Below are 21,656 nucleotides of genomic sequence, written 5' to 3' on the forward strand. Positions count from 1 at the left end.
TGTAGCGCAAGCTTCAGGCGCTGCGGTTGGTAAAGCTGTGCAGGGCCTTTTCGATGCATTGGGCGGTTTTGCCGAAGGCTTGCACGGTGGTTTCCGAGAACGGCCCGCCGCCCTGGTCGGCCACCATCAGCATCACCACCCGGCCATTGCAACTCAGGGAGCGCAGCAGCAGGTGTTCGCCTTTGAACAGGCGGCGCAGTTCCGGCGGCAAGAGCGCCGAGAACTGGGCGTGGTTTTCGGGGTTGAGGCGCACCTGGGCGGACTTGGCCAGCAGGCGTTGCAGCAGGGTGCTTTGTGTCGCGTCGAGGCTCATGTGGTCGGCGTCCTTGGGCAGGCCGTCGACTTGATGCACGCGCAAGGTGCTCAGGGTTTTGTCCGCCATCAGCAGCATCACCCGTTGCATACCGCAGGCCACCAGGGCTTCCTTGGCGCAGGTGGTCAGGTGCATGGCATTGGCAAAGCGGCTCGGCTCCACCAGCAATTCGGTGCAGCGCTTGCGCCAGATCGCCAGGGATTCGGCGGTGGGCGGCGGTGCCGGCAGCAAGCCGTGGTGAACGCGCTGCACATCCCAGGGCCAGATCAGCGACAGCGCCGGGTGCCAAAGATCGCGCATCAGGGTCGTGCGGGCGCTGATCGCTGCGTGTTGGTGAGACTGCTGCTGCACTTCGGCCAACGGTTGCTGCAGGTATAGCGCAGTGAGGTATTGCCAGCGTTGGGTGTGCGGGCAGGTCCACGACTCCTGGGCCGCCAACGCCAGGCCGTTGGCCAGCAGCACGGTGTTGGCCGGCTGGTTCAGCCAGCGGCGCAGGTTGGGGTCGGCATCCAGCAACTGCTGTTGGCGCAACGGCTCGTCTTCGCGGGCAATGCGCAGTGCCTTGGCCAGCAGCCGCTGTTCCGTCAGCAGCAATGTATAACCCTGGGACACCCAGATTGGCAGGCGCCAGGCTTCGGTCAACCCCAGGCACAGGTCCAGCAGGCGCACGCCGAACAGATCCTGTTCGACTATGCGGGCCGATTCACCCTTGTGGATCACCCGCAGTTCCCATGCTTCCAGCAGCTTGGGATAGGCAATCGCCATCGGCCACAGCGGCGAAAGGAACAGCAGGCTGCCCCAATGAATGTCTTGCCACAGGCGTGCCAAGCGGCTGGCGAACAGGCCGCTGGCTTGTTGCGAGGCGTGCTGGCTGACCATCTGCAATTGGCGCAGGGCCACGGGGATTTCATTCAGCGGCACGGAAGGCAGGCGCCGCAGCAGTTCTTCGGTGCGCTTGAGGCCGAGGCGATTGATCGCCACTTCGAGGTTTTCTGCCGGTTCCGCGAGGCTGCCGTGGGCCTGGTTGTTGGCCTCGCGCATCACGCTGAGCACCAGCGCGGGGCTGTTCTGCATCAACTCTGCAATATCGCGCAACGAACTGCGGTTGTCGCCGATGGCCTTGCAGACCCGGTCGTGACTCGCCTGTGGAACAGGCAAGAGCACATCGTCCAGACGCTTTATCCAAGCGGCAAGCGTCGTGGGTTTTTGAGTTGGGACTGTCGTTTCATTTGCCATGATTGGGGCGCGATCATCACTTACGGTCAACACGCCCGGGACGGGCCGAACTGGTTTTTCGCCATAACGGGCTATAGTCTGGCGCAGATTTGCCGATAAGTAGAACAAGAGTTTTCAACTCTGGCGAATATGACCCTGAACCCGACGGCGCAAGTACTCATCCCCTATGGCTAAAATTATCGGCATCATCGTCGTCATCGCGAGCGTGCTCGGCGGATACGTCCTTTCCCACGGCAAGATTGCGGCGCTGATCCAGCCCTTCGAAGTGCTGATTATCGGCGGTGCGGCGTTCGGCGCATTCCTGCAGGCCAACCCTGGCTACATGACCATGCACGTGATCAAGAAGTCGCTGGGCATGTTCAGCTCGCGCTTCTCCCACACCTTCTATCTGGAAGTACTGGGGCTGATCTACGAGATCCTCAACAAGAGCCGCCGCGAAGGCATGATGGCCATTGAGGGTGATATCGAGGACGCTTCGGCGAGTCCGATTTTCGCCAAGTACCCGGCGGTGCTCAAAGACGAGCGCATGACCGCCTACATCTGCGATTACCTGCGGATCATGTCGTCCGGCAACATGGCGCCCCATGAGCTGGAAGGCCTGTTCGACATGGAACTGTTCAGCCTCAAGGAAGAGCTGGAGCACCCGTCCCACGCTGTGACCGGTGTTGCTGACGGCATGCCCGGTTTCGGTATTGTTGCTGCGGTTCTCGGGATCGTGGTGACCATGGCTTCCCTCGGCGAAGGCGACCAGAAGGCTATCGGCATGCACGTAGGTGCGGCACTTGTGGGTACCTTCTTCGGTATTCTCGCGGCCTACGGCTTCTTCGGCCCGCTGGCCACGTCCCTGGCCCACGATGCCAAGGAAGAAGTGAATCTCTACGAAGCCATCAAGGCCTGCCTGGTGGCATCGGCTTCCGGCATGCCGCCATCGCTGGCGGTAGAGTTCGGGCGCAAGGTGCTGTATCCGAAGCACCGTCCAAGCTTCGCTGAGCTGGAACAAGCGGTTCGCGGTCGCTAAGCCATGGAAAACAACCAGCCGATCATCATCAAGCGCGTCAAGCGCTTCGCTGCGGGGCACCATGGCGGCGCCTGGAAAATCGCCTTCGCCGACTTTGCGACGGCGATGATGGCGTTCTTCCTGGTGCTGTGGCTGATGTCCACCGCCACGCCGGAACAGAAGATCGCCATCGCCGGGTACTTCAAGGACCCCATCGGTTTCTCCGAGAGCGGCACGCCTTTTGTGATCGACCTCGGTGGTTCGCCGCAACTGGCGCCCGAGCGCACCATCAACCCGGAAATCAAGACCGACTCGCCTCAGGAAAAAATCCCGATCGAACGCGATACCGTCGAGAGCATGGCCGACCAGGTTGAGCAGGAGCGCCTGGAATTGCTGCTGCAAGAGCTGCAAACCAAGGTTGAGGAAAACCCGCAACTGCTGAAGTTCAAGGATCAGATTTCCTTCGAGATCACGCCCGATGGCTTGCGCATCCAGATCACGGACGCCGCCAACCGGCCGATGTTCGACTCTGGCAGCGCGCGGTTGAAGCCGTACTTTGAAGACATCCTGCTGGCCATGGCCGACACCATCAAGGCGGTGCCGAACAAGATCAGCATCAGCGGCCACACCGATGCCAAGCCGTATGCCGGGCAGGGCGATTTCGGCAACTGGGAGCTCTCGGCCAACCGGGCCAATGCCGCGCGTCGTGCACTGGTCGCTGGCAGCTATCCGGACCCTCAAGTGGCGCGGGTGGTGGGGTTTGCTTCCTCGCAGCTGTTTGATCCCAAGGATCCGTTCAACCCGATCAACCGACGCATCGATATCGTCGTGCTGACCAAAAAAGCCCAGCGGGCGATTGAAGGTGACCAGCACGCAGCACCGCCGGTACCGACCCAGGGTGAGGGTGCGCCGGGCGAAGTGCCGGCAGACCCGAACGCACTGCCGCCCGATCAGGAGCCGCTGCCAGCCCATGAGCTGCGGCAGAAGCTGAACCTGTTTGATGACGGTGGAATGAAGGATCCGACTCAGCCAGCCACCGGCTCGTAAGCCAGATACAAAAAGGCCGCGATGATCGCGGCCTTTTTGTATCTCCTACATGTTAATAGCTGGTCTCGGGCAAGCTGGCGATGATCGAGCGATAGCTGTTCATTCGCTGCTGCTGCACGCGGCCGTCTTCCAGGGCCTTGAGCAGGGCGCAACCTGGCTCGCGGTCATGCTTGCAGTCGCGGAAGCGGCAGGTGCCGATCAAGTCGTTGAACTCGATAAAGCCCGCTTCCACGTCGGCACGGCTCACGTGGCCCAGGCCGAATTCACGGATGCCCGGGGAGTCGATCAGCTCGCCGCCACCCGGGAAGTGGAACAACCGCGCGGTGGTGGTGGTGTGGGTGCCCTGGCCGGACAACTCCGACAGCGGGCCAACACGGGTTTCGACTTCCGGCAACAGGCTGTTGACCAGGGACGACTTGCCCACGCCCGACTGGCCGACGAACACGCTGATGCGCCCATCCAGTTCGGTCTGTAACTGTTCCATGCCATTGCCGTGATGCGCCGAGACTTCCAGCACCGGGTAGCCGAGGGTGCGGTACACCGCCAGCAACGCGTTGAGCGCCGGGGCGTTCTGCTCGTCGATCAGATCGAATTTGTTCAGCAGCAACAGCGGGCGGATGCCGGCGTGTTCGGCAGCTACCAGGTAGCGGTCGATCAGGTTGGCATGGGGCTCGGGCAGTGGCGCGAAGACGATGACGATCATGTCGACGTTGGCCGCCACCGGCTTGAGCTGGCCGCGGCTGTCGGGGCGACGCAGTTCGGTGGTGCGCGGCAACTGGGCGACGATGACGCCGATGCCCTGGTTGCCGGCACGCCAAACTACCCGGTCGCCGGTCACCAGCGCAGGCAGGTTCGCGCGCAGGTGGCAACGGAACACCTGGCCGGCGTGATCGCCTTCGGTGGCCTCGACTTCGACCTGCACACCGAAGTGCGCGATCACCAGGCCCGTTTGCTCGGGGCCCAGGTCGCCGCCCTCAAGCGCTTCCACGGCGGAGGATTCACGTTTGGCGGCGCGGGCAGCGCGTTCACCCTGAATCTTTTCGATGCGCCAGTTTTGGCGACGGTTAAGCTGGCGTTTGGCCATTGGTGTTCCGTGTCGATAATGCAAAGGTTAGGTAAAACGGTCGCGAGTCTAGCACGCCCTGCCTGCTAAACTGCGCAGCTACGCCAAGGTGCCAAGGAACCACGACATGCAAAACCCACAGAACCTGATTTGGATCGATCTGGAAATGACCGGTCTGAACCCTGACACCGACGTCATCATCGAGATGGCGACCATTGTCACCGACAGCAACCTCAACACCTTGGCCGAAGGTCCGGTGATCGCCATTCACCACAGCGACGCGGTGCTGGCCACCATGGACGAGTGGAACACCCGCACCCACGGCAACTCGGGCCTGACCCAGCGTGTGCGCGACAGCCGCGTGAGCATGGCCGAGGCTGAAGCTGAAACCATCGCCTTCCTGGAAAAGTGGGTGCCCAAGGGCAAGTCGCCGATCTGCGGCAACAGCATTTGCCAGGATCGCCGCTTTCTCTATACCCACATGAAGGCGCTGGAAAGCTACTTCCACTACCGCAACCTGGATGTGTCGACCTTGAAGGAGTTGGCCGCTCGCTGGGCGCCGGAAGTCAAGGACAGCTTCCACAAGGGCAGCACCCACCTGGCGCTGGACGATATCCGCGAGTCGATTGCCGAGCTGCAGCATTACCGCAAGCATTTCATCAAGTTCTGACTTGAGTCGTGGTGAGGCGTTTTTGTGGCGAGGGAGCTTGCTCCCGCTGGGCTGCGAAGCGGCCCTGAAAAAATGGGACTGCTGCGCAGTCCAACGGGAGCAAGCTCCCTCGCCACATTAGCAAGAGCTTTAAGCTGTTGAGGGCTCGCCCCCTTTTGGTGCCATCACCAAATGATTAGACTGCGCGCCTCTTTGCAAGGATCGCCACCATGCTGCTGATGCTCTACCTCGTCGCCATCACCGCCGAAGCCATGACCGGCGCCTTGTCCGCCGGGCGGCGCGGGATGGATTGGTTTGGTGTGGTGCTGATCGCCTGCGTGACAGCGCTGGGCGGCGGTTCGGTGCGTGACGTGTTGCTCGGCCACTACCCGCTGACCTGGGTCAAACACCCGGAATACCTGGTGCTGACCTCCGTCGCGGCCCTGGTGACGATCTTCATCGCCCCATTGATGCGCCACCTGCGCTCACTGTTCCTGGCGCTGGACGCCGTGGGCCTGGTGGCCTTCACCCTGATCGGCAGCATGACCGCCCTGGAAATGGGCCACGGCATGCTGGTGGCGTCGGTCAGCGGTGTGATCACCGGGGTATTCGGCGGCATCCTGCGGGACATCTTCTGCAACGACATCCCGCTGATCTTCCGCCGCGAGCTGTACGCCAGCGTGTCGTTTCTCGCCGCCTGGTTCTACATGCTGTGCATCTACCTTGAGCTGCCCAGCGAGCAATCGATCCTGCTGACGCTGTTCAGCGGCTTTTTATTGCGCCTGTTGGCGATACGTTTCCATTGGGAGATGCCCAAGTTCGTCTATAACGACGACGTGCACTGACGCTCGGCGTGCTGGTTCAGCGCCCATTCCACATGTTCGCGTACCAGTTCCGACGGATATTCCCGACGTGCCTTCAACGCTTCCAGCACCGGAATGCTTGATGGCGCATTGCCCAGGCCCACCGCCAGGTTACGCAGCCAGCGCTCATAGCCGGCGCGGCGCAGGGGCGAGCCTTCGGTGCTGCTGAGGAATTTGTCCTCATCCCACATGAACAATTCGGCCAGCTCGGCGTTGTCCAGATTGTGCCGTGGCTTGAAATCGCCTTCATCGGTAGGCCGGGCGAAACGATTCCACGGGCAAACGATCTGACAGTCATCGCAGCCGAATACCCGATTGCCGATCAGGGGGCGCAGTTCTTCGGGGATCGCGCTTTTCAGCTCGATGGTCAGGTAGGAAATGCAGCGCCGGGCGTCCAGCACGTAGGGCCCGACGAAGGCGTTGGTAGGGCAGATGTCCAGGCAGGCGGTGCAACGGCCACAGTGTTCGGTGGTGTGCGGTGGGTCGACTGGCAATGGCAGGTCGACAAACAGCTCGCTCAGGAAAAAGTAACTGCCCGCCTTGCGGTTGAGCACCAGGGTGTTTTTACCGATCCAGCCCAGCCCGGCTTGTTCGGCAATGGCTTTTTCCAGCACCGGAGCGCTGTCGACAAACGCGCGGAAGCCGAACGGGCCGATCTGCGCTTGAATCCGGTCGGCCAGTTGCTGTACGCGCTTGCGGATCAGCTTGTGATAGTCGCGGCCGAGGGCATAACGGGAGATGTAGGCTTTTTCGGGTTTGGCCAGCAATTGGGCCATTTGTGTGTCGCCGGGCAGGTAGTCCATGCGCAGCGACACCACGCGCAAGGTGCCGGGTACCAGTTCTTCCGGGTGTGAGCGCTTGCTGCCGTGGGCGCCCATGTAGTCCATTTCGCCGTGGTAGCCGGCGTCGAGCCAGCGTTGCAGGTGCTGCTCATGCTCGGCGAGGTCCAGGCCGCTGATGCCCACTTGTTGAAAGCCCAGCTCGCGGCCCCAGTCTTTGATCGATTGGGCGAGGGCGGGCAGGTCGTAGGTAATAGCAGGCATGAACAAGAGAAACCGCAGGTTAGATGCGTATAATTCTGCCAGACATCGGAGCTTGAAGACGCATGCCGCAGACAAAACACGAAATACCCGACGTTCAGCACCTGTTGCCCGGCCAATTGCCGCAACTCGCTGCGCGTTCTCCGGACGCCCATAAAGGCCAGTTCGGCCATCTATTGCTGATCGGCGGCGACCGTGGTTTTGGCGGCGCCGCCTTGCTCAGCGCCGAAAGTGCCCTGCGCAGCGGCGCCGGCATGGTTTCCCTGGCGACCCGCAGTGAGCATGTTGCAGCGGCGCTGGCGCGGTTGCCGGAAGTCATGACCGTGGGCGTGCACTCGGCCAATCAGTTGATGGGCTTGCTGGAAAAGATCTCCGTGATCGTCACCGGCCCGGGCCTGGGCGAGGCGTCCTGGGGCAAAAGCCTGCTATCGGTAGCGGCCAGCGCCAAGCAGCCGCAAGTCTGGGACGCCGATGCCTTGAACCTGCTGGCGACGGGCAGCGTCAGCTTGCCGGCCAACTGCGTGATCACTCCACATCCTGGCGAAGCAGCCCGCTTGATGGGCATTTCGACAGCCGAGGTTCAGGCCGACCGCCTTAACGTGGCGCGCGCCTTGAGTCAGAAATTCAATGCAGTAGCGATCCTCAAGGGCGCGGGCAGCTTGATCGCCAGCCCGGACGGTCGGGTTGCCCGCTGCGATCAGGGGCATCCTGCGATGGCAACCGCTGGCCTGGGTGACGTGTTGGCCGGCCTGGTCGGTGCTTTACTGGCGCAAGGCATGTCGGCATTTGATGCCGCTTGCCTGGCGGTCTGGCTGCATGCCACTGCCGGAGATCGCCAGGGCACCTACGGTCGCGGGCTGGCCGCCAGCGACCTGATTCCTGCCATTCGTCAGTTGCTGGAGGAGCAATCGCCGTGTCTGAAGTAATCCTTTTCCTGGCCGATGAAGACGCCATGGTCGCCCTCGGCAACCGTATTGCCCAGGTGACGAAAGGCTCGGGCCTGATCTTTCTGGAAGGTGATCTGGGGGCCGGGAAAACCACCCTGTCCCGGGGCATCATTCGCGGGTTGGGGCACGCAGGTGCTGTGAAAAGCCCTACGTTTACCTTGGTTGAGCCCTACGAAATCGGCGAGCTGCGCGCCTTCCATTTCGACTTGTATCGCCTGGTGGATCCAGAAGAGTTGGAATTCATGGGCATCCGCGATTACTTCGATGAGGACGCTCTGTGCCTGATCGAGTGGCCAGATAAAGGCACAGGCTTTTTGCCAAAGCCGGACCTGACCATTACCATTACCCCGCATAAGCACGGACGTCAGCTGAAGTTGTTGTCCCAGAGCGCGCGCGGCGAGTCGTGGTGCGCCGCCTTGGCATTGGAATTCAAATAATTGATGGGGTTAGGTATGCGCTTTCGCGCGTTGGTTACTGTCGTAGGGGTGTTGCTTGCGGCAATGACTTTCAATGCACTGGCGGCCTCACAGGTGAAAAGTGTTCGCCTGTGGCGGGCACCGGATAACACGCGACTGGTATTCGACCTGTCTGGCCCGGTTCAGCACAGCGTCTTCACCCTCACGGCGCCCGATCGCCTGGTGATTGATATCAACGGTGCGACCCTGGCCGCGCCGTTGAAAGTTGCCATGGCCAATACCCCGATTACCGCGATGCGCTCGGCCCAACGTACGCCGACCGATCTGCGGGTGGTCATCGACCTGAAAAAGGCCGTAACCCCGAAGAGCTTCGTACTGGCGCCCAACGCGCAGTATGGCAACCGGCTGGTGGTCGACCTGTTCGACAATGCCGCCGATGCCGCGCCGCCGCCTGCACCTACCCCTAGCGTCGCGACGATACCAGCGGTGCCGGTCAACCAGTCGCAACCCCAGGTCAAATTGCCGCCGCTGCCACCGGCTCCGGCGGGCAAGCGTGACATTATCGTGGTTATCGATGCCGGCCACGGCGGCGAAGACCCCGGTGCCTCCGGCTCCCGCGGCCAGCATGAAAAAGATGTGGTACTGGCCATCGCCCGCGAACTGCAGCGCCAGATCAATGGCATGAAAGGGTATCGCGCCGAGCTGACCCGTACCGGCGACTACTTTATTCCGCTGCGCGGCCGTACCGAAATCGCCCGCAAGAAGGGCGCTGACCTGTTCGTCTCGATCCACGCCGACGCCGCGCCTTCGGCCGCTGCGTTTGGCGCCTCGGTGTTCGCTCTGTCGGATCGGGGGGCCACTTCCGAGACCGCCCGCTGGTTGGCGGACAGTGAAAACCGTTCCGACTTGATCGGCGGGGCTGGCAACGTATCCCTCGACGACAAGGACAAGATGCTCGCCGGCGTATTGCTCGACCTGTCGATGACCGCCTCGCTGACTTCCAGCCTGAACGTCGGGCAGAAAGTCCTGAGCAACATTGGTCGCGTCACCTCGCTGCACAAACAGCGCGTGGAACAGGCCGGGTTCATGGTGCTCAAGTCGCCGGATATTCCATCGATCCTGGTGGAAACCGGGTTTATCTCCAACTCCAACGAAGCCTCGAAACTGGCCTCTGCCAGCCATCAGCAGGCGTTGGCACGTTCCATCAGCGCCGGTGTTCGCCAGTTCTTCCAGCAGAACCCGCCGCCGGGCACTTATATAGCCTGGCTGCGTGATTCCGGGAAGATCGCCCAGGGGCCGCGTGACCATCGCGTGCAGCCGGGTGACACCCTGGCGATGCTGGCGGTGCGCTTCCAGGTGTCTGCGGCAACCTTGCGCAGCGCCAATAACCTGAAGACCGATGAATTGAAGGTCGGCCAGGTGTTGACCATCCCGGGCACTGAACTGGCGGCGCAATAATGAGCGAAACAGTCTTGAGCAACACTTCGCGCATTGAGCTGCTAAGCCCGCGCCTTGCCAACCAGATCGCGGCGGGTGAGGTGGTCGAGCGGCCAGCGTCGGTGATCAAGGAATTGCTGGAAAACAGCATCGACTCCGGCGCCAAGCGCATCGACGTCGACGTTGAGCAGGGCGGCGTCAAGCTGCTGCGAGTGCGCGACGACGGCAGCGGGATTTCCTCCGATGACCTGCCCCTGGCCCTGGCCCGTCACGCCACCAGCAAGATTCGTGACCTGGAAGACCTTGAACGAGTGATGAGCCTCGGGTTTCGTGGTGAGGCCCTGGCTTCCATCAGCTCCGTGGCCCGCCTGACCCTGACGTCCCGCACCCGCGACGCCGACCAGGCCTGGCAAGTGGAAACCGAAGGCCGCGACATGGCGCCCCGGGTCCAGCCGGCGGCACATCCGGTGGGCACCTCGGTGGAAGTGCGCGACCTGTTCTTCAACACCCCGGCCCGGCGCAAATTCCTCAAGGCCGAAAAAACCGAATTCGATCACCTGCAGGAAGTCATCAAGCGCCTGGCCCTGGCCCGGTTTGATGTGGCTTTCCACCTGCGCCACAACGGCAAGACCATCCTCAGCCTGCACGAGGCCCATGATGATGCGGCCCGTGCCCGGCGCGTCTCGGCCATCTGCGGCGCGGGGTTCCTGGAGCAGGCGCTGCCGATCGAGATCGAGCGCAATGGCTTGCGGTTGTGGGGTTGGGTGGGGTTGCCGACGTTCTCTCGCAGCCAGGCTGACTTGCAGTACTTCTTTGTGAATGGCCGGGCGGTGCGCGACAAACTGGTGGCCCATGCGGTGCGCCAGGCGTATCGCGACGTGCTGTTCAACGGGCGGCATCCGACGTTCGTGCTGTTTTTTGAGGTCGACCCGTCGGTGGTGGACGTTAACGTGCACCCGACCAAGCACGAGGTGCGCTTCCGTGACGGTCGCATGGTCCACGATTTCCTCTATGGCACCTTGCACCGCGCCCTGGGCGATGTGCGCCCGGATGATCAACTGGCGGCGCCGATTGTCACAGCCATCGTCCGTCCTACGGGGCCGGAAGCCGGTGAGTTCGGACCTCAGGGTGAAATGAGCCTGGCAGCCAACCTGCTGCAATCGCCGCAAGCCCAGCCGAGCTATACCGCGCCTGGCTCAGGCGCGGGCGCCGGTTATCAATACCAATACACGCCGCGCCCGCAATCAGCGTTGCCGGTGGCCGAAGCCCAGGCAGCCTATCGCGAGTTTTTCGCGCCGCTGCCCGGAGCCGAGTCGGGTGCTGCCGCCTTGCCGGAAGGCCAGGGCGATGTGCCGCCGCTGGGTTACGCCCTGGCTCAGCTCAAGGGCATCTACATCCTTGCGGAAAACGCCCATGGCCTGGTGCTGGTGGACATGCATGCGGCCCACGAGCGGATCATGTACGAGCGCTTGAAGATCGCCATGGCCAGCGAAGGCCTCAGTGGCCAGCCGCTGCTGGTGCCGGAATCCCTGGCGGTCAGCCAGCGCGAGGCCGATTGTGCCGAAGAACACCTCAGCGTGTTCCAGAAGCTGGGCTTTGAGCTGCAACGCCTGGGCCCGGAAACCCTGGCGATCCGCCAGATCCCGGCTTTGCTCAAGCAAGCCGAGGCCAACCGGCTGGTGGCTGACGTACTGGCGGACTTGATGGAGTACGGCACCAGCGATCGTATCCAGGCCCATATCAATGAACTGCTCGGCACCATGGCCTGCCACGGCGCCATCCGCGCCAATCGGCGCCTGGCCTTGCCGGAAATGAACGGCCTGCTGCGGGACATGGAAAACACCGAGCGCAGCGGCCAGTGCAACCATGGCCGACCGACCTGGACCCAGATGGGCCTGGACGACCTCGATAAACTGTTCTTGCGCGGCCGTTGATGAGTGCCTTGCCCCCCGCAATCTTCCTGATGGGCCCGACGGCCGCCGGCAAGACTGACCTGGCCATCGAACTGACCAAGGTCTTGCCGTGCGAACTCATCAGTGTCGACTCTGCACTGGTTTACCGGGACATGGACATCGGCACCGCCAAACCCTCGAAAGAGCTGCTGGCCCAGTACCCGCACAGGTTGATCGACATTATCGATCCCAGTGAGAGCTATTCGGCGGCTGATTTTCGTAACGATGCCCTGGCAGCCATGGCCGATATCACTGCGCGGGGCAACATTCCGCTGCTGGTAGGCGGCACGATGCTCTATTACAAGGCTTTGCAGGAAGGTCTGGCAGACATGCCTCCCGCCGATGCCCAGGTGCGCGCCGAACTTGAAGAAGAAGCTGCGCGCCTTGGCTGGCAAGCCCTGCACGACCAGTTGGCTGCGGTGGATCCGGTTTCCGCCGCACGGATTCACCCCAATGACCCCCAGCGCCTGACGCGAGCCTTGGAAGTCTGGCGGGTCAGTGGCCAGACCATGACTGAACACAGGCTGAAACAAACTGCGCAAAGTACTGAAGCAGGCGCTTCGGGACAGTCACAATTGCCCTATACTGTGGCGAATCTGGCCATCGCTCCGGCGGATCGTCAGGTGCTGCATGAACGAATTGCACAAAGATTCACAATTATGTTGGAACAGGGGTTTGTGGAGGAGGTCGTAGCACTGCGTTCAAGAGGTGACCTGCATCCGGGGCTCCCTTCGATACGTGCTGTAGGCTACCGCCAAGTCTGGGATCATCTGGATGGCAAGCTGACGTCAGCCGAAATGCAGGAGCGCGGCATCATTGCTACGCGCCAATTGGCAAAGCGCCAGTTCACCTGGTTGCGCAGCTGGAGCGATTTGCACTGGTTGGACAGCCTGGACAGCGACAATCTGTCACGCGCCTTGAAATACTTGGGCACGGTCTCCATATTGAGCTGAGTCCTTGCAATTGCCGTCTATCCTTGGGGGTGTGACGGCCATAAGCTATCTATTTTCCGTTTTTTTATTATTGATCCTTAAAGGAGTGCGGCACATGTCAAAAGGGCATTCGCTACAAGACCCTTACTTGAATACTTTACGTAAAGAGAAAGTTGGGGTTTCCATCTATCTGGTCAACGGTATCAAGCTGCAAGGTACGATCGAGTCGTTCGACCAGTTCGTGATCCTGCTGAAAAACACCGTAAGCCAGATGGTTTACAAACACGCTATCTCGACCGTAGTGCCGGTTCGTCCGATTCGTCTGCCTAGCGCAACCGAAGAACAGGGTGACGCCGAGCCTGCACCGGGTAACGCCTGATAGGAGTCTCCTTTGTTCTTTGAGCGCCACGGTGGTGGTGAGCGAGTAATCCTCGTTCACTTGGATGGACAGGACCCTGAGGCGCGCGAAGATCCGCAGGAGTTTCAGGAGTTGGCAAATTCGGCCGGCGCCGAGACCGTCGCGTTTTTTAACGTGCCGCGTCATCGGCCAACCGCCAAATTCCTGATTGGCAGCGGCAAGGTCGAGGAACTGCGCGACCTGGTCCATGCTGAAAAGGCCGATCTGGTGATTTTCAATCACATCCTCACGCCCAGTCAGGAACGTAACCTCGAACGAGTCTTCGAGTGTCGCGTGATCGACCGCACGGGTCTGATTCTCGATATTTTCGCTCAACGCGCCCGTACCCATGAAGGCAAGCTCCAGGTAGAACTGGCCCAGCTTGACCACATGAGCACCCGGCTGGTTCGTGGCTGGACTCACCTTGAACGCCAGGGTGGCGGTATCGGCATGCGTGGCCCGGGTGAAACCCAGCTGGAAACCGACCGGCGTCTGCTGCGGGTGCGCCTGCGACAGATCAAGGGCCGCCTGGAGAAGGTGCGCAGCCAGCGCGAACAATCGCGACGTGGCCGTATGCGTGCGGATATCCCGACCGTTTCCCTCGTGGGCTATACCAACGCCGGCAAATCCACGCTCTTCAATAACGTGACGAAATCGGACGTGTACGCGGCCGACCAACTGTTCGCGACCCTCGACCCGACCTTGCGCCGTCTGGAACTGGACGACCTGGGGCCGATTGTCCTGGCCGATACCGTGGGTTTCATTCGTCACTTGCCCCACAAGCTGGTCGAGGCATTTCGGTCTACGCTCGAAGAGTCGAGCAATTCCGACCTGCTGCTGCACGTGATCGATGCGGCCGAACCGGATCGCATGTTGCAGATTGAGCAGGTCATGGTGGTACTGGGCGAGATTGGTGCCCAGGACTTGCCGATCCTCGAGGTCTATAACAAACTCGATTTGCTTGAAGGCGTTGAGCCACAAATCCAGCGCGACGAAAACGGCAAGCCCCAGCGGGTCTGGTTGTCGGCGCGTGATGGCAGTGGTCTGGAATTGCTTGAACAAGCCATTGCCGAGTTGTTGGGCAGCGATTTGTTTGTTGGCACCTTGCGCTTGCCTCAGCGTTTTGCTCGACTGCGTGCACAGTTTTTCGAGCTGGGCGCGGTACAGAAAGAAGAACACGACGAAGAAGGTGTCAGCTTGCTGGCCGTTCGATTGCCGCGCTCGGAGCTGAATCGGCTGGTCAGTCGGGAAGGTGTTGTGCCGACGGAGTTCATCGAACAACACACTTTGCAATAAAAGCCTGAGAAAGCGGTTGTGCCGCTGTGACAGGCATTCTGTAGCATTGGTCGGCGCGCCGTGGGTGCGTCTTTGCTTTATCAGATGGAGAGCGCTATGGCTTGGAATGAGCCGGGTGGCAACTCGAATAATCAGGATCCTTGGGGTGGTAAACGCCGCAATAATGGCGACCGCAAGGGGCCACCAGATCTCGACGAGGCCTTCCGAAAGCTGCAGGAAAGCCTGAATGGGTTGTTCGGTGGTGGAAAAAAACGTGGTGGTGGTGACGAAGGCGGTCGTACGAGCAAGGGCGGTGGTTACGGCCTGCTCGGCATCGGCCTCGTTGTGCTGGCGGCCGTCTGGCTGTACAGCGCCGTCTATGTGGTGGACGAGCAGGAGCAAGCCGTGGTGCTGCGCTTCGGCAAGTACTACGAGACCGTCGGCCCAGGCCTGAACATCTACTTCCCGCCGATCGATAAAAAGTACATGGAAAACGTCACGCGTGAGCGTGCCTACACCAAGCAGGGCCAGATGCTGACCGAAGACGAGAACATCGTCGAAGTGCCGCTGACCGTGCAGTACAAGATCAGCAACCTGCAGGACTTCGTGCTGAACGTCGATCAGCCGGAAATCAGCCTGCAACAAGCGACCGAAAGTGCCCTGCGCCACGTGGTGGGTTCCACCGCAATGGATCAGGTGCTGACCGAAGGTCGTGAATTGATGGCCAGCGAGATCAAGGAGCGCCTGCAACGGTTCCTCGATACCTATCGCACCGGTATCACCGTAACCCAGGTCAACATACAGAGCGCAGCTGCACCGCGTGAAGTACAGGAAGCCTTCGATGACGTGATCCGTGCCCGTGAAGACGAGCAGCGTTCGCGCAACCAGGCTGAAACCTACGCCAACGGCGTCGTGCCGGAAGCCCGTGGTCAGGCCCAGCGCATCCTTGAGGATGCCAACGGTTACCGCGACGAAGTGGTCTCCCGTGCCAAGGGTGAGGCAGATCGTTTCACCAAGCTGGTGGCCGAGTACCGCAAGGCACCGGAAGTCACTCGTGAGCGTCTGTACCTGGACACCATGCAGGAAGTCTTCAGCAACACCAGCAAGGTTCTCGTGACCGGCAGCAAGGGCGGGCAGAACAATCTGCTGTACCTGCCGCTGGACAAGATGATCGAAGGTGGTCGTAGCAGCACCAGCGCACCGGCTACCGGTTCAACTGCCGCTGCCAACGAAGCGAGCGCCCGTGCGGCCGCTGACTTGCTGCAACAGCAAACACGTACCAGGGAGAGTCGTTGATGAGCAATAAATCGCTGACCGCCCTGATTGTGGGCGTCGTCGTGGTCATCGCTGCCTGGAACTGCTTCTATATCGTGTCTCAGACCGAGCGCGCGGTGTTGCTGCAATTCGGTCGCGTGGTCCAGGCAGATGTCCAGCCGGGCCTGCATGTGAAAGTCCCCTACGTCAACCAGGTGCGCAAGTTCGACGGCCGCCTGATGACCCTGGATGCACCGACACAGCGCTTCCTGACCCTGGAAAAGAAAGCCGTGATGGTTGACGCCTACGCCAAGTGGCGCGTCAAGGATGCCGAGCGTTTCTACACCGCGACCTCCGGCCTCAAGCAGATTGCCGACGAGCGTTTGTCGCGCCGTCTGGAATCGGGCCTGCGTGACCAGTTTGGTAAGCGCACCCTGCACGAGGTGGTATCCGGTGAACGTGATGCGCTGATGGCTGACATCACGCGTTCGTTGAACACGATGGCGGAAAAAGAACTGGGCATCGAAGTGATCGATGTTCGGGTCAAGGCTATCGACCTTCCGAAGGAAGTGAATCGCAGCGTGTTCGAGCGTATGAGCACCGAGCGTGAGCGCGAGGCTCGTGAGCACCGTGCAAAGGGTAACGAACTGGCAGAAGGGATCCGTGCGGATGCCGACCGTCAGCGTCGCGTACTGTTGGCAGAAGCTTATCGCGAGTCTGAAGAGGCCCGTGGTGATGGTGATGCTCAAGCCGCCTCGATCTACGCCAAGGCCTATGGCCAGGACCAGGAGTTCTACGCGTTCTACCGTAGCCTGCGTGCCTACCGTGAAAGCTTTGCGAACAAAACCGACGTCATGGTGCTGGACCCAAGTAGCGATTTCTTCCGCTACCTGGAAAAGTCCAAGTAACCCGCATGTAGTCTGAGAATCACTCCGTCGGGCGGCTAAAATGCCGGGCGGGGTGATCCTTTCAGAAAACGGGTGTATGATGCGGCAGCCGGGAAATTCCCGGCTTTTTTGCGTCTGCATGTTTGATTGTGGTTTTGCTCCGCAGGCGCCACAGGTTTTTCGAGGAAAGTGCCCGACGAGGCCGATTGTTGGTCGTTCGTCACGTCGCTCTTGCGCGTGGTTTATGCAGGGGCCGGGTATTTTCTGCTTCACTCAAGGCTCGCCCGAGGGCTGGCCGCCCGGATCATAGGGGAATGGCGTAATGGCAACGGTAGACCGCTGGCTGCTGCCAGATGGCATCGAAGAAGTACTGCCACCAGAAGCTGCGCGCATTGAAATCGCGCGCCGCCAGGTGTTGGATCTGTTCCAGAGCTGGGGTTACGAGTTTGTCGTGACCCCCCATATCGAGTACCTGGAATCCCTGCTGACCGGCGCGGGCCAGGACCTGGATCTGCGCACCTTCAAGGTCATCGACCCGCAATCGGGCCGGCAAATGGGCTTTCGTGCCGACATCACGCCGCAAGTCGCGCGCATTGATGCGCACACCCTGCGTCGCGAAGGGCCGAGCCGCCTGTGCTACGCCGGCAGCGTGCTGCATGCTCAACCGCGTGCCTTGTCGTCTTCCCGTAGCCCGATCCAGCTGGGCGCCGAGTTGTATGGCGATGCCAGCCCGAGCAGCGACGTGGAAGTCATCAGCTTGATGCTGGCCATGCTGCAACTGGCCGATGTGCCGGATGTGCACATGGACCTCGGGCATGTCGGCATCTACCGCGGCCTGGCCCGTGCGGCCGGTTTGTCGGGTGAAGTGGAGCAGCAGTTGTTCGATGCCCTTCAACGCAAGGCTATTGATGAAGTGATTGCCTTGACGGCGGGCGTGCCTGCTGACCTGGCGGGCATGCTGCGTGCGCTGGTGGATCTGTGTGGCGGCCGTGAAGTACTGACCGCTGCCCGTGATCGTCTGGCGAATGCGCCGGCTGATGTATTGGCGGCCCTGGATGACGTGCTGGCGATTGCCGAGCAGTTGTCTGCGCGCTTCCCGCAGTTGCCGCTGTATTTTGATTTGGGTGAGTTGCGCGGCTACCACTACCACACCGGTGTGGTGTTCGCGGTGTTTGTCCCGGGTGTTGGCCAGGCCATTGCCCAGGGCGGTCGTTATGACGATATCGGCGCCGACTTCGGTCGTGCCCGTCCGGCGACCGGCTTTTCCACTGATTTGAAAACCCTGGTGACCCTGGGGCGTGCTGAGGTCGAACTGCCGTCTGGCGGTATCTGGATGCCCGACAGTACGGACGCAGCACTCTGGCAGCAGGTTTGCCAGTTGCGCAGTGAGGGTCAACGTGTGGTCCAGGCCTTGCCTGGGCAGCCATTGGCCGCCGCCCGTGAAGCGGACTGCGACCGGCAATTGATTCAGCAGAACGGGCTTTGGCAAGTATCGCCACTGGCTTCTTGAGTTTTCCTGCCGGCCGCTGCCGGCACCAAGTTTGCGCGAATGAGGACAAGTGTTATGGGTAAGAATGTCGTAGTCCTGGGCACCCAATGGGGTGATGAGGGCAAAGGCAAGATCGTTGATCTGCTGACCGAACATGCTGCCGCCGTAGTGCGCTACCAAGGTGGCCACAACGCTGGCCACACCCTGGTCATCGATGGCGAAAAAACCGTCTTGCACCTGATCCCGTCGGGTGTACTGCGCGAAGGCGTACAGTGCCTGATCGGCAACGGCGTGGTGGTTGCACCTGACGCCTTGCTGCGCGAGATCACCAAGCTGGAAGAGAAAGGCGTGCCCGTGCGCGAGCGCCTGCGTATCAGCCCTTCCTGCCCGCTGATCCTGTCCTTCCACGTTGCGCTGGACCAGGCCCGTGAAAAGGCCCGTGGCGAGCTGAAGATCGGTACGACCGGTCGCGGCATCGGCCCGGCCTACGAAGACAAGGTTGCACGTCGTGGCCTGCGTGTGGGCGACCTGCTCAACATGCCGCGCTTTGAAGACAAGCTGCGTGAACTGGTGGATTACCACAACTTCATGCTGGTGGGTTACTACAAAGAGCCAGCCATCGAGTTTGAAAAGACCCTGGCTGAGTGCAAGGAATACGCTGAGCTGCTCAAGCCGCTGATGCTGGACGTGACTGCCGAGCTGCACGACCTGCGTCGCGCTGGCAAAGACATCATGTTCGAAGGCGCCCAGGGTTCGTTGCTGGACATCGACCACGGCACCTACCCGTACGTCACCAGCTCCAACACCACCGCTGGTGGCGTTGCGACTGGTTCGGGCGTTGGCCCGATGTTCCTGGACTACATCCTCGGCATCACCAAGGCGTACACCACGCGTGTAGGTTCGGGGCCGTTCCCGACTGAACTGTTCGACCACGTCGGTGCGCACCTGGCCAAACAAGGTCACGAGTTCGGTGCGACTACTGGCCGTGCTCGTCGTTGTGGCTGGTTCGACGCCGTTATCCTGCGTCGTGCTATCGATGTGAACAGCATCTCGGGCATCTGCCTGACCAAGCTGGACGTACTCGACGGCCTGGAAACCATCAACATCTGCGTCGGCTACAAAGATGCAGAAGGCAAGGACGTTGCCCCAACCGACGCTGACAGCTACGTAGGCCTGCAGCCTGTGTACGAAGAAGTGCCGGGCTGGACCGAGTCGACCGTGGGCGCCAAGACCCTGGAAGAACTGCCAGCCAACGCACGCGCTTACATCAAGCGCGTTGAAGAGCTGATCGGTGCGCCAATCGACATTATTTCGACGGGCCCGGACCGCAACGAGACCATCGTTCTGCGTCACCCGTTCGCTTAATAAGCTGTTGATGTAAAAAGCAAAGGGCTCCTTCGGGAGCCCTTTGTCGTTTGCGCCTGGTAAACGGCACGACCCTTGCTATGGTTCTTTCTTTCGCGGTGCTATCAAATTAATGGCACCCGTGGTGGAGGGATTCCCAGTGTCTGCCGTTCTCTCATTGTTACAAAGCCGGCTGTTGCGGCCGGTGTTCGTTACCCTAGGTATCGCTCTTTTGGTGCAAGTGCTGGTGGCCGTCGCTCTGACCCGGAGCACGGTCACCGCCCTGGAAGCCGATTTAGACAATCGGCTGGGTGTCGACAGCCAAAAGCTTTCCGGTGAACTGGCCCAGGCCGGCAAGGAAGTCACCTCCAGTCTGGACAGCCTGTCTTCCAGCACCCGCCAGCGCCTGACGGCGGGGCTTTCCACGCGCCTGCAGGAAGAGCAGAAGCAACTGCGTGCGACCTTGGAAAAAGACCTGCAGGACTCTGCCAGTGACATGGCGCAACTGCTCGCCTCGGTGGCGCCGCGCGCCATGTGGGACAGCGACGTGCCGACGCTGTCTGAGTTTGCCCGCAGAGCCCAGCGCAATCCCAATGTGTTGTTTGTGGTGTATGACGACGCGGCTGGCGAGCATCTGACCCGTTACCTCAACCGTGAAAACCCGATAAACCAGGCGCTGCTGGAAAAGGGCAAAGGCGAACGTGCCCTGGATAAAGTGCTGGACGCGGCGAAAAATGATCCCTCGGTGTTCTACGTCGAAGCGTCCATCAGCCCCAATGGTGTAGAGATCGGCAAGGTCCGCATGGGGGTTTCGACCGCCGCAGTAGAGACTGACCTGGCCGCGCTGGATAAGCGTTTTGCTGCACTGATTGCCAGCGGTGACCAGTTAGTGGGCGACAGCCTCAAAGGTGCCGCCGCTGACAGTGCTGCCGCGATGGGCGCGCGCTTGCAGTCGGCACAAGCCACGGCCACCCAGATGACCGCCAATACCACCAATGCCGTGCAAGAGGCGGCAGGCACCTTGCGTTGGCGCATCGGCATGGGCCTGGCGGTTGTAGGGTTCGGCGTGCTGTTGCTGATTGCTGTGGTGCTCGGCCGCCGGGTGGTCAATCGCCTGAAGCTGCTGATTGCGGCGATGGACGACCTGGCGGCAGGCGAGGGCGACCTGACCAAGCGCGTGCAGATCAACAGCCGGGACGAAATCGGCGATATGGCCTCGGCGGTCAATCGCTTTGTGGATAAGTTGCAGCCCATCGTGCGCGAAGCGGGTGATGTGGCCCAGCGTACCGGCGTGGAAATCGGCGCCATGACCCTGCGCAATGCGGGGGCCGATGCAGCCGCCGGCTTGCAGCGTGATGAGGTGGCTGAAAGTCTGCGGGCGCTGTCGCAAATGGCTGACGAGGCCCAGGCGGAAAGCCATGCGATGCAGGCGGCCTTGCAGCAGGTGGTGGATATTCGCCAGGCGACCGATGAGAACTCACGCACTTCAGCCGAGGTCGGCAGCCTGATCGAGGCGTTGGCGGGGCAGGTGCAGGCCGGGTCCAAGGTGATCGAGCGCCTGGCGCAGCAGAGCGAGCAGATTGAGGTGGTGTTGACGGTGATCCACGGGATTGCCGAGCAAACCAACCTGTTGGCACTCAACGCGGCGATCGAAGCCGCTCGGGCTGGTGAGACCGGGCGCGGGTTTGCGGTAGTGGCGGACGAGGTGCGAGCCCTGGCCAGCAAAACCCAGAGCTCTACCGGCGACATCCAGGCCCACATCGTGGCCTTGCAGCAAGGCGCCCGTGAGGCGGTAGAGACCATCGGCAAGGCCGGACGCCAGGCCAGCGAAGGTCTGCTGGTATTGCGCGACAGCGTGCGCCTGCAGCAGTCGGTGCAGGCCTCGGTAGAGCAGGTGCATGCAGCGATTGGCCTGGCGACGCGTGCGGCTGAGCATCAGGCGCAAGGTGCGCATGCGGTGCGTGGGCGGGTGGAGATCATTCATGCCCAGGCCGAGCGTGCGGCGCAGGCGGTGGTAGAGACCACCGCCAGTGGCAAGGTGCTGGATGGGTTGGCAGCGCAGTTGAAGGCGAGCCTGGGGCAGTTCAGGGCTTGATGTTGGCTGTTCCGGCCTCATCG

The 21,656-nt window shown here is 61.3% G+C and carries 19 protein-coding genes; 16 read left to right on the forward strand and 3 right to left on the reverse strand.

Annotated features, from left to right (window positions below; translation table 11 throughout):
- Window positions 1-13 precede the first annotated feature (13 nt).
- On the reverse strand, window positions 14-1,549 hold the full coding sequence (locus tag LIY45_RS07345; RefSeq protein ID WP_226475836.1) for an HDOD domain-containing protein: 1,536 nt from the start codon (window positions 1,547-1,549) through the stop codon (window positions 14-16).
- A gap of 166 nt (window positions 1,550-1,715) precedes the next feature.
- Here LIY45_RS07345 and motA point away from each other — a divergent pair, with 166 nt between their 5' ends.
- Window positions 1,716-2,567 carry a flagellar motor stator protein MotA gene (motA, locus tag LIY45_RS07350; RefSeq protein ID WP_226475837.1) on the forward strand — a complete coding sequence of 284 codons (852 nt, stop codon included), beginning with the start codon at window positions 1,716-1,718 and terminating at the stop codon, window positions 2,565-2,567.
- A gap of 3 nt (window positions 2,568-2,570) precedes the next feature.
- Window positions 2,571-3,593, forward strand: coding sequence for a flagellar motor protein MotB (motB, locus tag LIY45_RS07355; protein ID WP_017478331.1), 1,023 nt, complete (start codon window positions 2,571-2,573; stop codon window positions 3,591-3,593).
- Between the two features lie 52 nt (window positions 3,594-3,645).
- On the opposite strand, the gene rsgA is transcribed toward motB, so the two are convergent.
- Window positions 3,646-4,677 (reverse strand): small ribosomal subunit biogenesis GTPase RsgA, encoded by a 1,032-nt coding sequence (gene rsgA, locus LIY45_RS07360; RefSeq protein ID WP_076018064.1) that lies wholly within the window; start codon window positions 4,675-4,677, stop codon window positions 3,646-3,648.
- Window positions 4,678-4,783: 106 nt separating this feature from the next.
- On the opposite strand from rsgA, the gene orn reads away from it, so the two are divergent.
- The gene (gene orn, locus LIY45_RS07365; RefSeq protein WP_003217529.1) at window positions 4,784-5,326 is read left to right on the forward strand and encodes an oligoribonuclease; all 543 of its coding nucleotides are present in this window, start codon (window positions 4,784-4,786) and stop codon (window positions 5,324-5,326) included.
- A gap of 209 nt (window positions 5,327-5,535) precedes the next feature.
- On the forward strand, window positions 5,536-6,150 hold the full coding sequence (locus LIY45_RS07370; protein ID WP_017478334.1) for a trimeric intracellular cation channel family protein: 615 nt from the start codon (window positions 5,536-5,538) through the stop codon (window positions 6,148-6,150).
- On the opposite strand, the gene queG is transcribed toward LIY45_RS07370, so the two are convergent.
- Window positions 6,129-7,211: a tRNA epoxyqueuosine(34) reductase QueG gene (gene queG / locus LIY45_RS07375; protein ID WP_226475838.1), complete on the reverse strand. Its 1,083-nt coding sequence runs from the start codon at window positions 7,209-7,211 to the stop codon at window positions 6,129-6,131. The two genes, LIY45_RS07370 and queG, sit on opposite strands and share 22 nt — an antisense overlap.
- A 62-nt stretch (window positions 7,212-7,273) precedes the next feature.
- Between queG and LIY45_RS07380 the strand changes: the two genes are divergently transcribed.
- From LIY45_RS07380 to LIY45_RS07435, 12 genes are all read left to right on the forward strand, one after another.
- Window positions 7,274-8,134 carry an NAD(P)H-hydrate dehydratase gene (locus LIY45_RS07380; protein WP_226475839.1) on the forward strand — a complete coding sequence of 287 codons (861 nt, stop codon included), beginning with the start codon at window positions 7,274-7,276 and terminating at the stop codon, window positions 8,132-8,134.
- Window positions 8,122-8,592, forward strand: a complete 471-nt coding sequence (gene tsaE / locus LIY45_RS07385; protein ID WP_063033391.1) for a tRNA (adenosine(37)-N6)-threonylcarbamoyltransferase complex ATPase subunit type 1 TsaE — start codon at window positions 8,122-8,124, stop codon at window positions 8,590-8,592. Before LIY45_RS07380 ends, tsaE begins: the two co-directional genes overlap by 13 nt.
- Before the next feature lie 3 nt (window positions 8,593-8,595).
- Window positions 8,596-10,029, forward strand: coding sequence for an N-acetylmuramoyl-L-alanine amidase (locus LIY45_RS07390; protein WP_202948682.1), 1,434 nt, complete (start codon window positions 8,596-8,598; stop codon window positions 10,027-10,029).
- A 14-nt stretch (window positions 10,030-10,043) separates the two neighbouring features.
- Entirely contained in the window at window positions 10,044-11,942 is a 1,899-nt protein-coding gene (mutL, locus tag LIY45_RS07395) for a DNA mismatch repair endonuclease MutL (protein ID WP_226475896.1), read from the forward strand.
- Window positions 11,942-12,913, forward strand: a complete 972-nt coding sequence (gene miaA / locus LIY45_RS07400; RefSeq protein WP_226475840.1) for a tRNA (adenosine(37)-N6)-dimethylallyltransferase MiaA — start codon at window positions 11,942-11,944, stop codon at window positions 12,911-12,913. The genes mutL and miaA overlap by 1 nt, the downstream gene beginning before the upstream one ends.
- A 94-nt stretch (window positions 12,914-13,007) precedes the next feature.
- Window positions 13,008-13,271: an RNA chaperone Hfq gene (hfq, locus tag LIY45_RS07405; protein ID WP_003217515.1), complete on the forward strand. Its 264-nt coding sequence runs from the start codon at window positions 13,008-13,010 to the stop codon at window positions 13,269-13,271.
- 12 nt (window positions 13,272-13,283) lie between these two features.
- Window positions 13,284-14,585 (forward strand): ribosome rescue GTPase HflX, encoded by a 1,302-nt coding sequence (hflX, locus tag LIY45_RS07410; RefSeq protein ID WP_003217514.1) that lies wholly within the window; start codon window positions 13,284-13,286, stop codon window positions 14,583-14,585.
- A 96-nt stretch (window positions 14,586-14,681) separates the two neighbouring features.
- On the forward strand, window positions 14,682-15,860 hold the full coding sequence (gene hflK / locus LIY45_RS07415; RefSeq protein ID WP_017478341.1) for an FtsH protease activity modulator HflK: 1,179 nt from the start codon (window positions 14,682-14,684) through the stop codon (window positions 15,858-15,860).
- Window positions 15,860-16,726, forward strand: coding sequence for a protease modulator HflC (gene hflC / locus LIY45_RS07420; RefSeq protein WP_017478342.1), 867 nt, complete (start codon window positions 15,860-15,862; stop codon window positions 16,724-16,726). Before hflK ends, hflC begins: the two co-directional genes overlap by 1 nt.
- Before the next feature lie 301 nt (window positions 16,727-17,027).
- Window positions 17,028-18,215 carry an ATP phosphoribosyltransferase regulatory subunit gene (locus LIY45_RS07425; protein ID WP_003217507.1) on the forward strand — a complete coding sequence of 396 codons (1,188 nt, stop codon included), beginning with the start codon at window positions 17,028-17,030 and terminating at the stop codon, window positions 18,213-18,215.
- Between the two features lie 54 nt (window positions 18,216-18,269).
- Complete coding sequence (locus LIY45_RS07430; protein ID WP_226475841.1) at window positions 18,270-19,559, forward strand: adenylosuccinate synthase; 1,290 nt, start codon at window positions 18,270-18,272, stop codon at window positions 19,557-19,559.
- A gap of 139 nt (window positions 19,560-19,698) precedes the next feature.
- Window positions 19,699-21,633: a methyl-accepting chemotaxis protein gene (locus LIY45_RS07435; RefSeq protein ID WP_226475842.1), complete on the forward strand. Its 1,935-nt coding sequence runs from the start codon at window positions 19,699-19,701 to the stop codon at window positions 21,631-21,633.
- Window positions 21,634-21,656 lie beyond the last annotated feature (23 nt).

The sequence above is a fragment of the Pseudomonas sp. MWU16-30323 genome, assembly GCF_020515595.1.
Taxonomy (GTDB): Bacteria; Pseudomonadota; Gammaproteobacteria; order Pseudomonadales; family Pseudomonadaceae; genus Aquipseudomonas; species Aquipseudomonas yamanorum.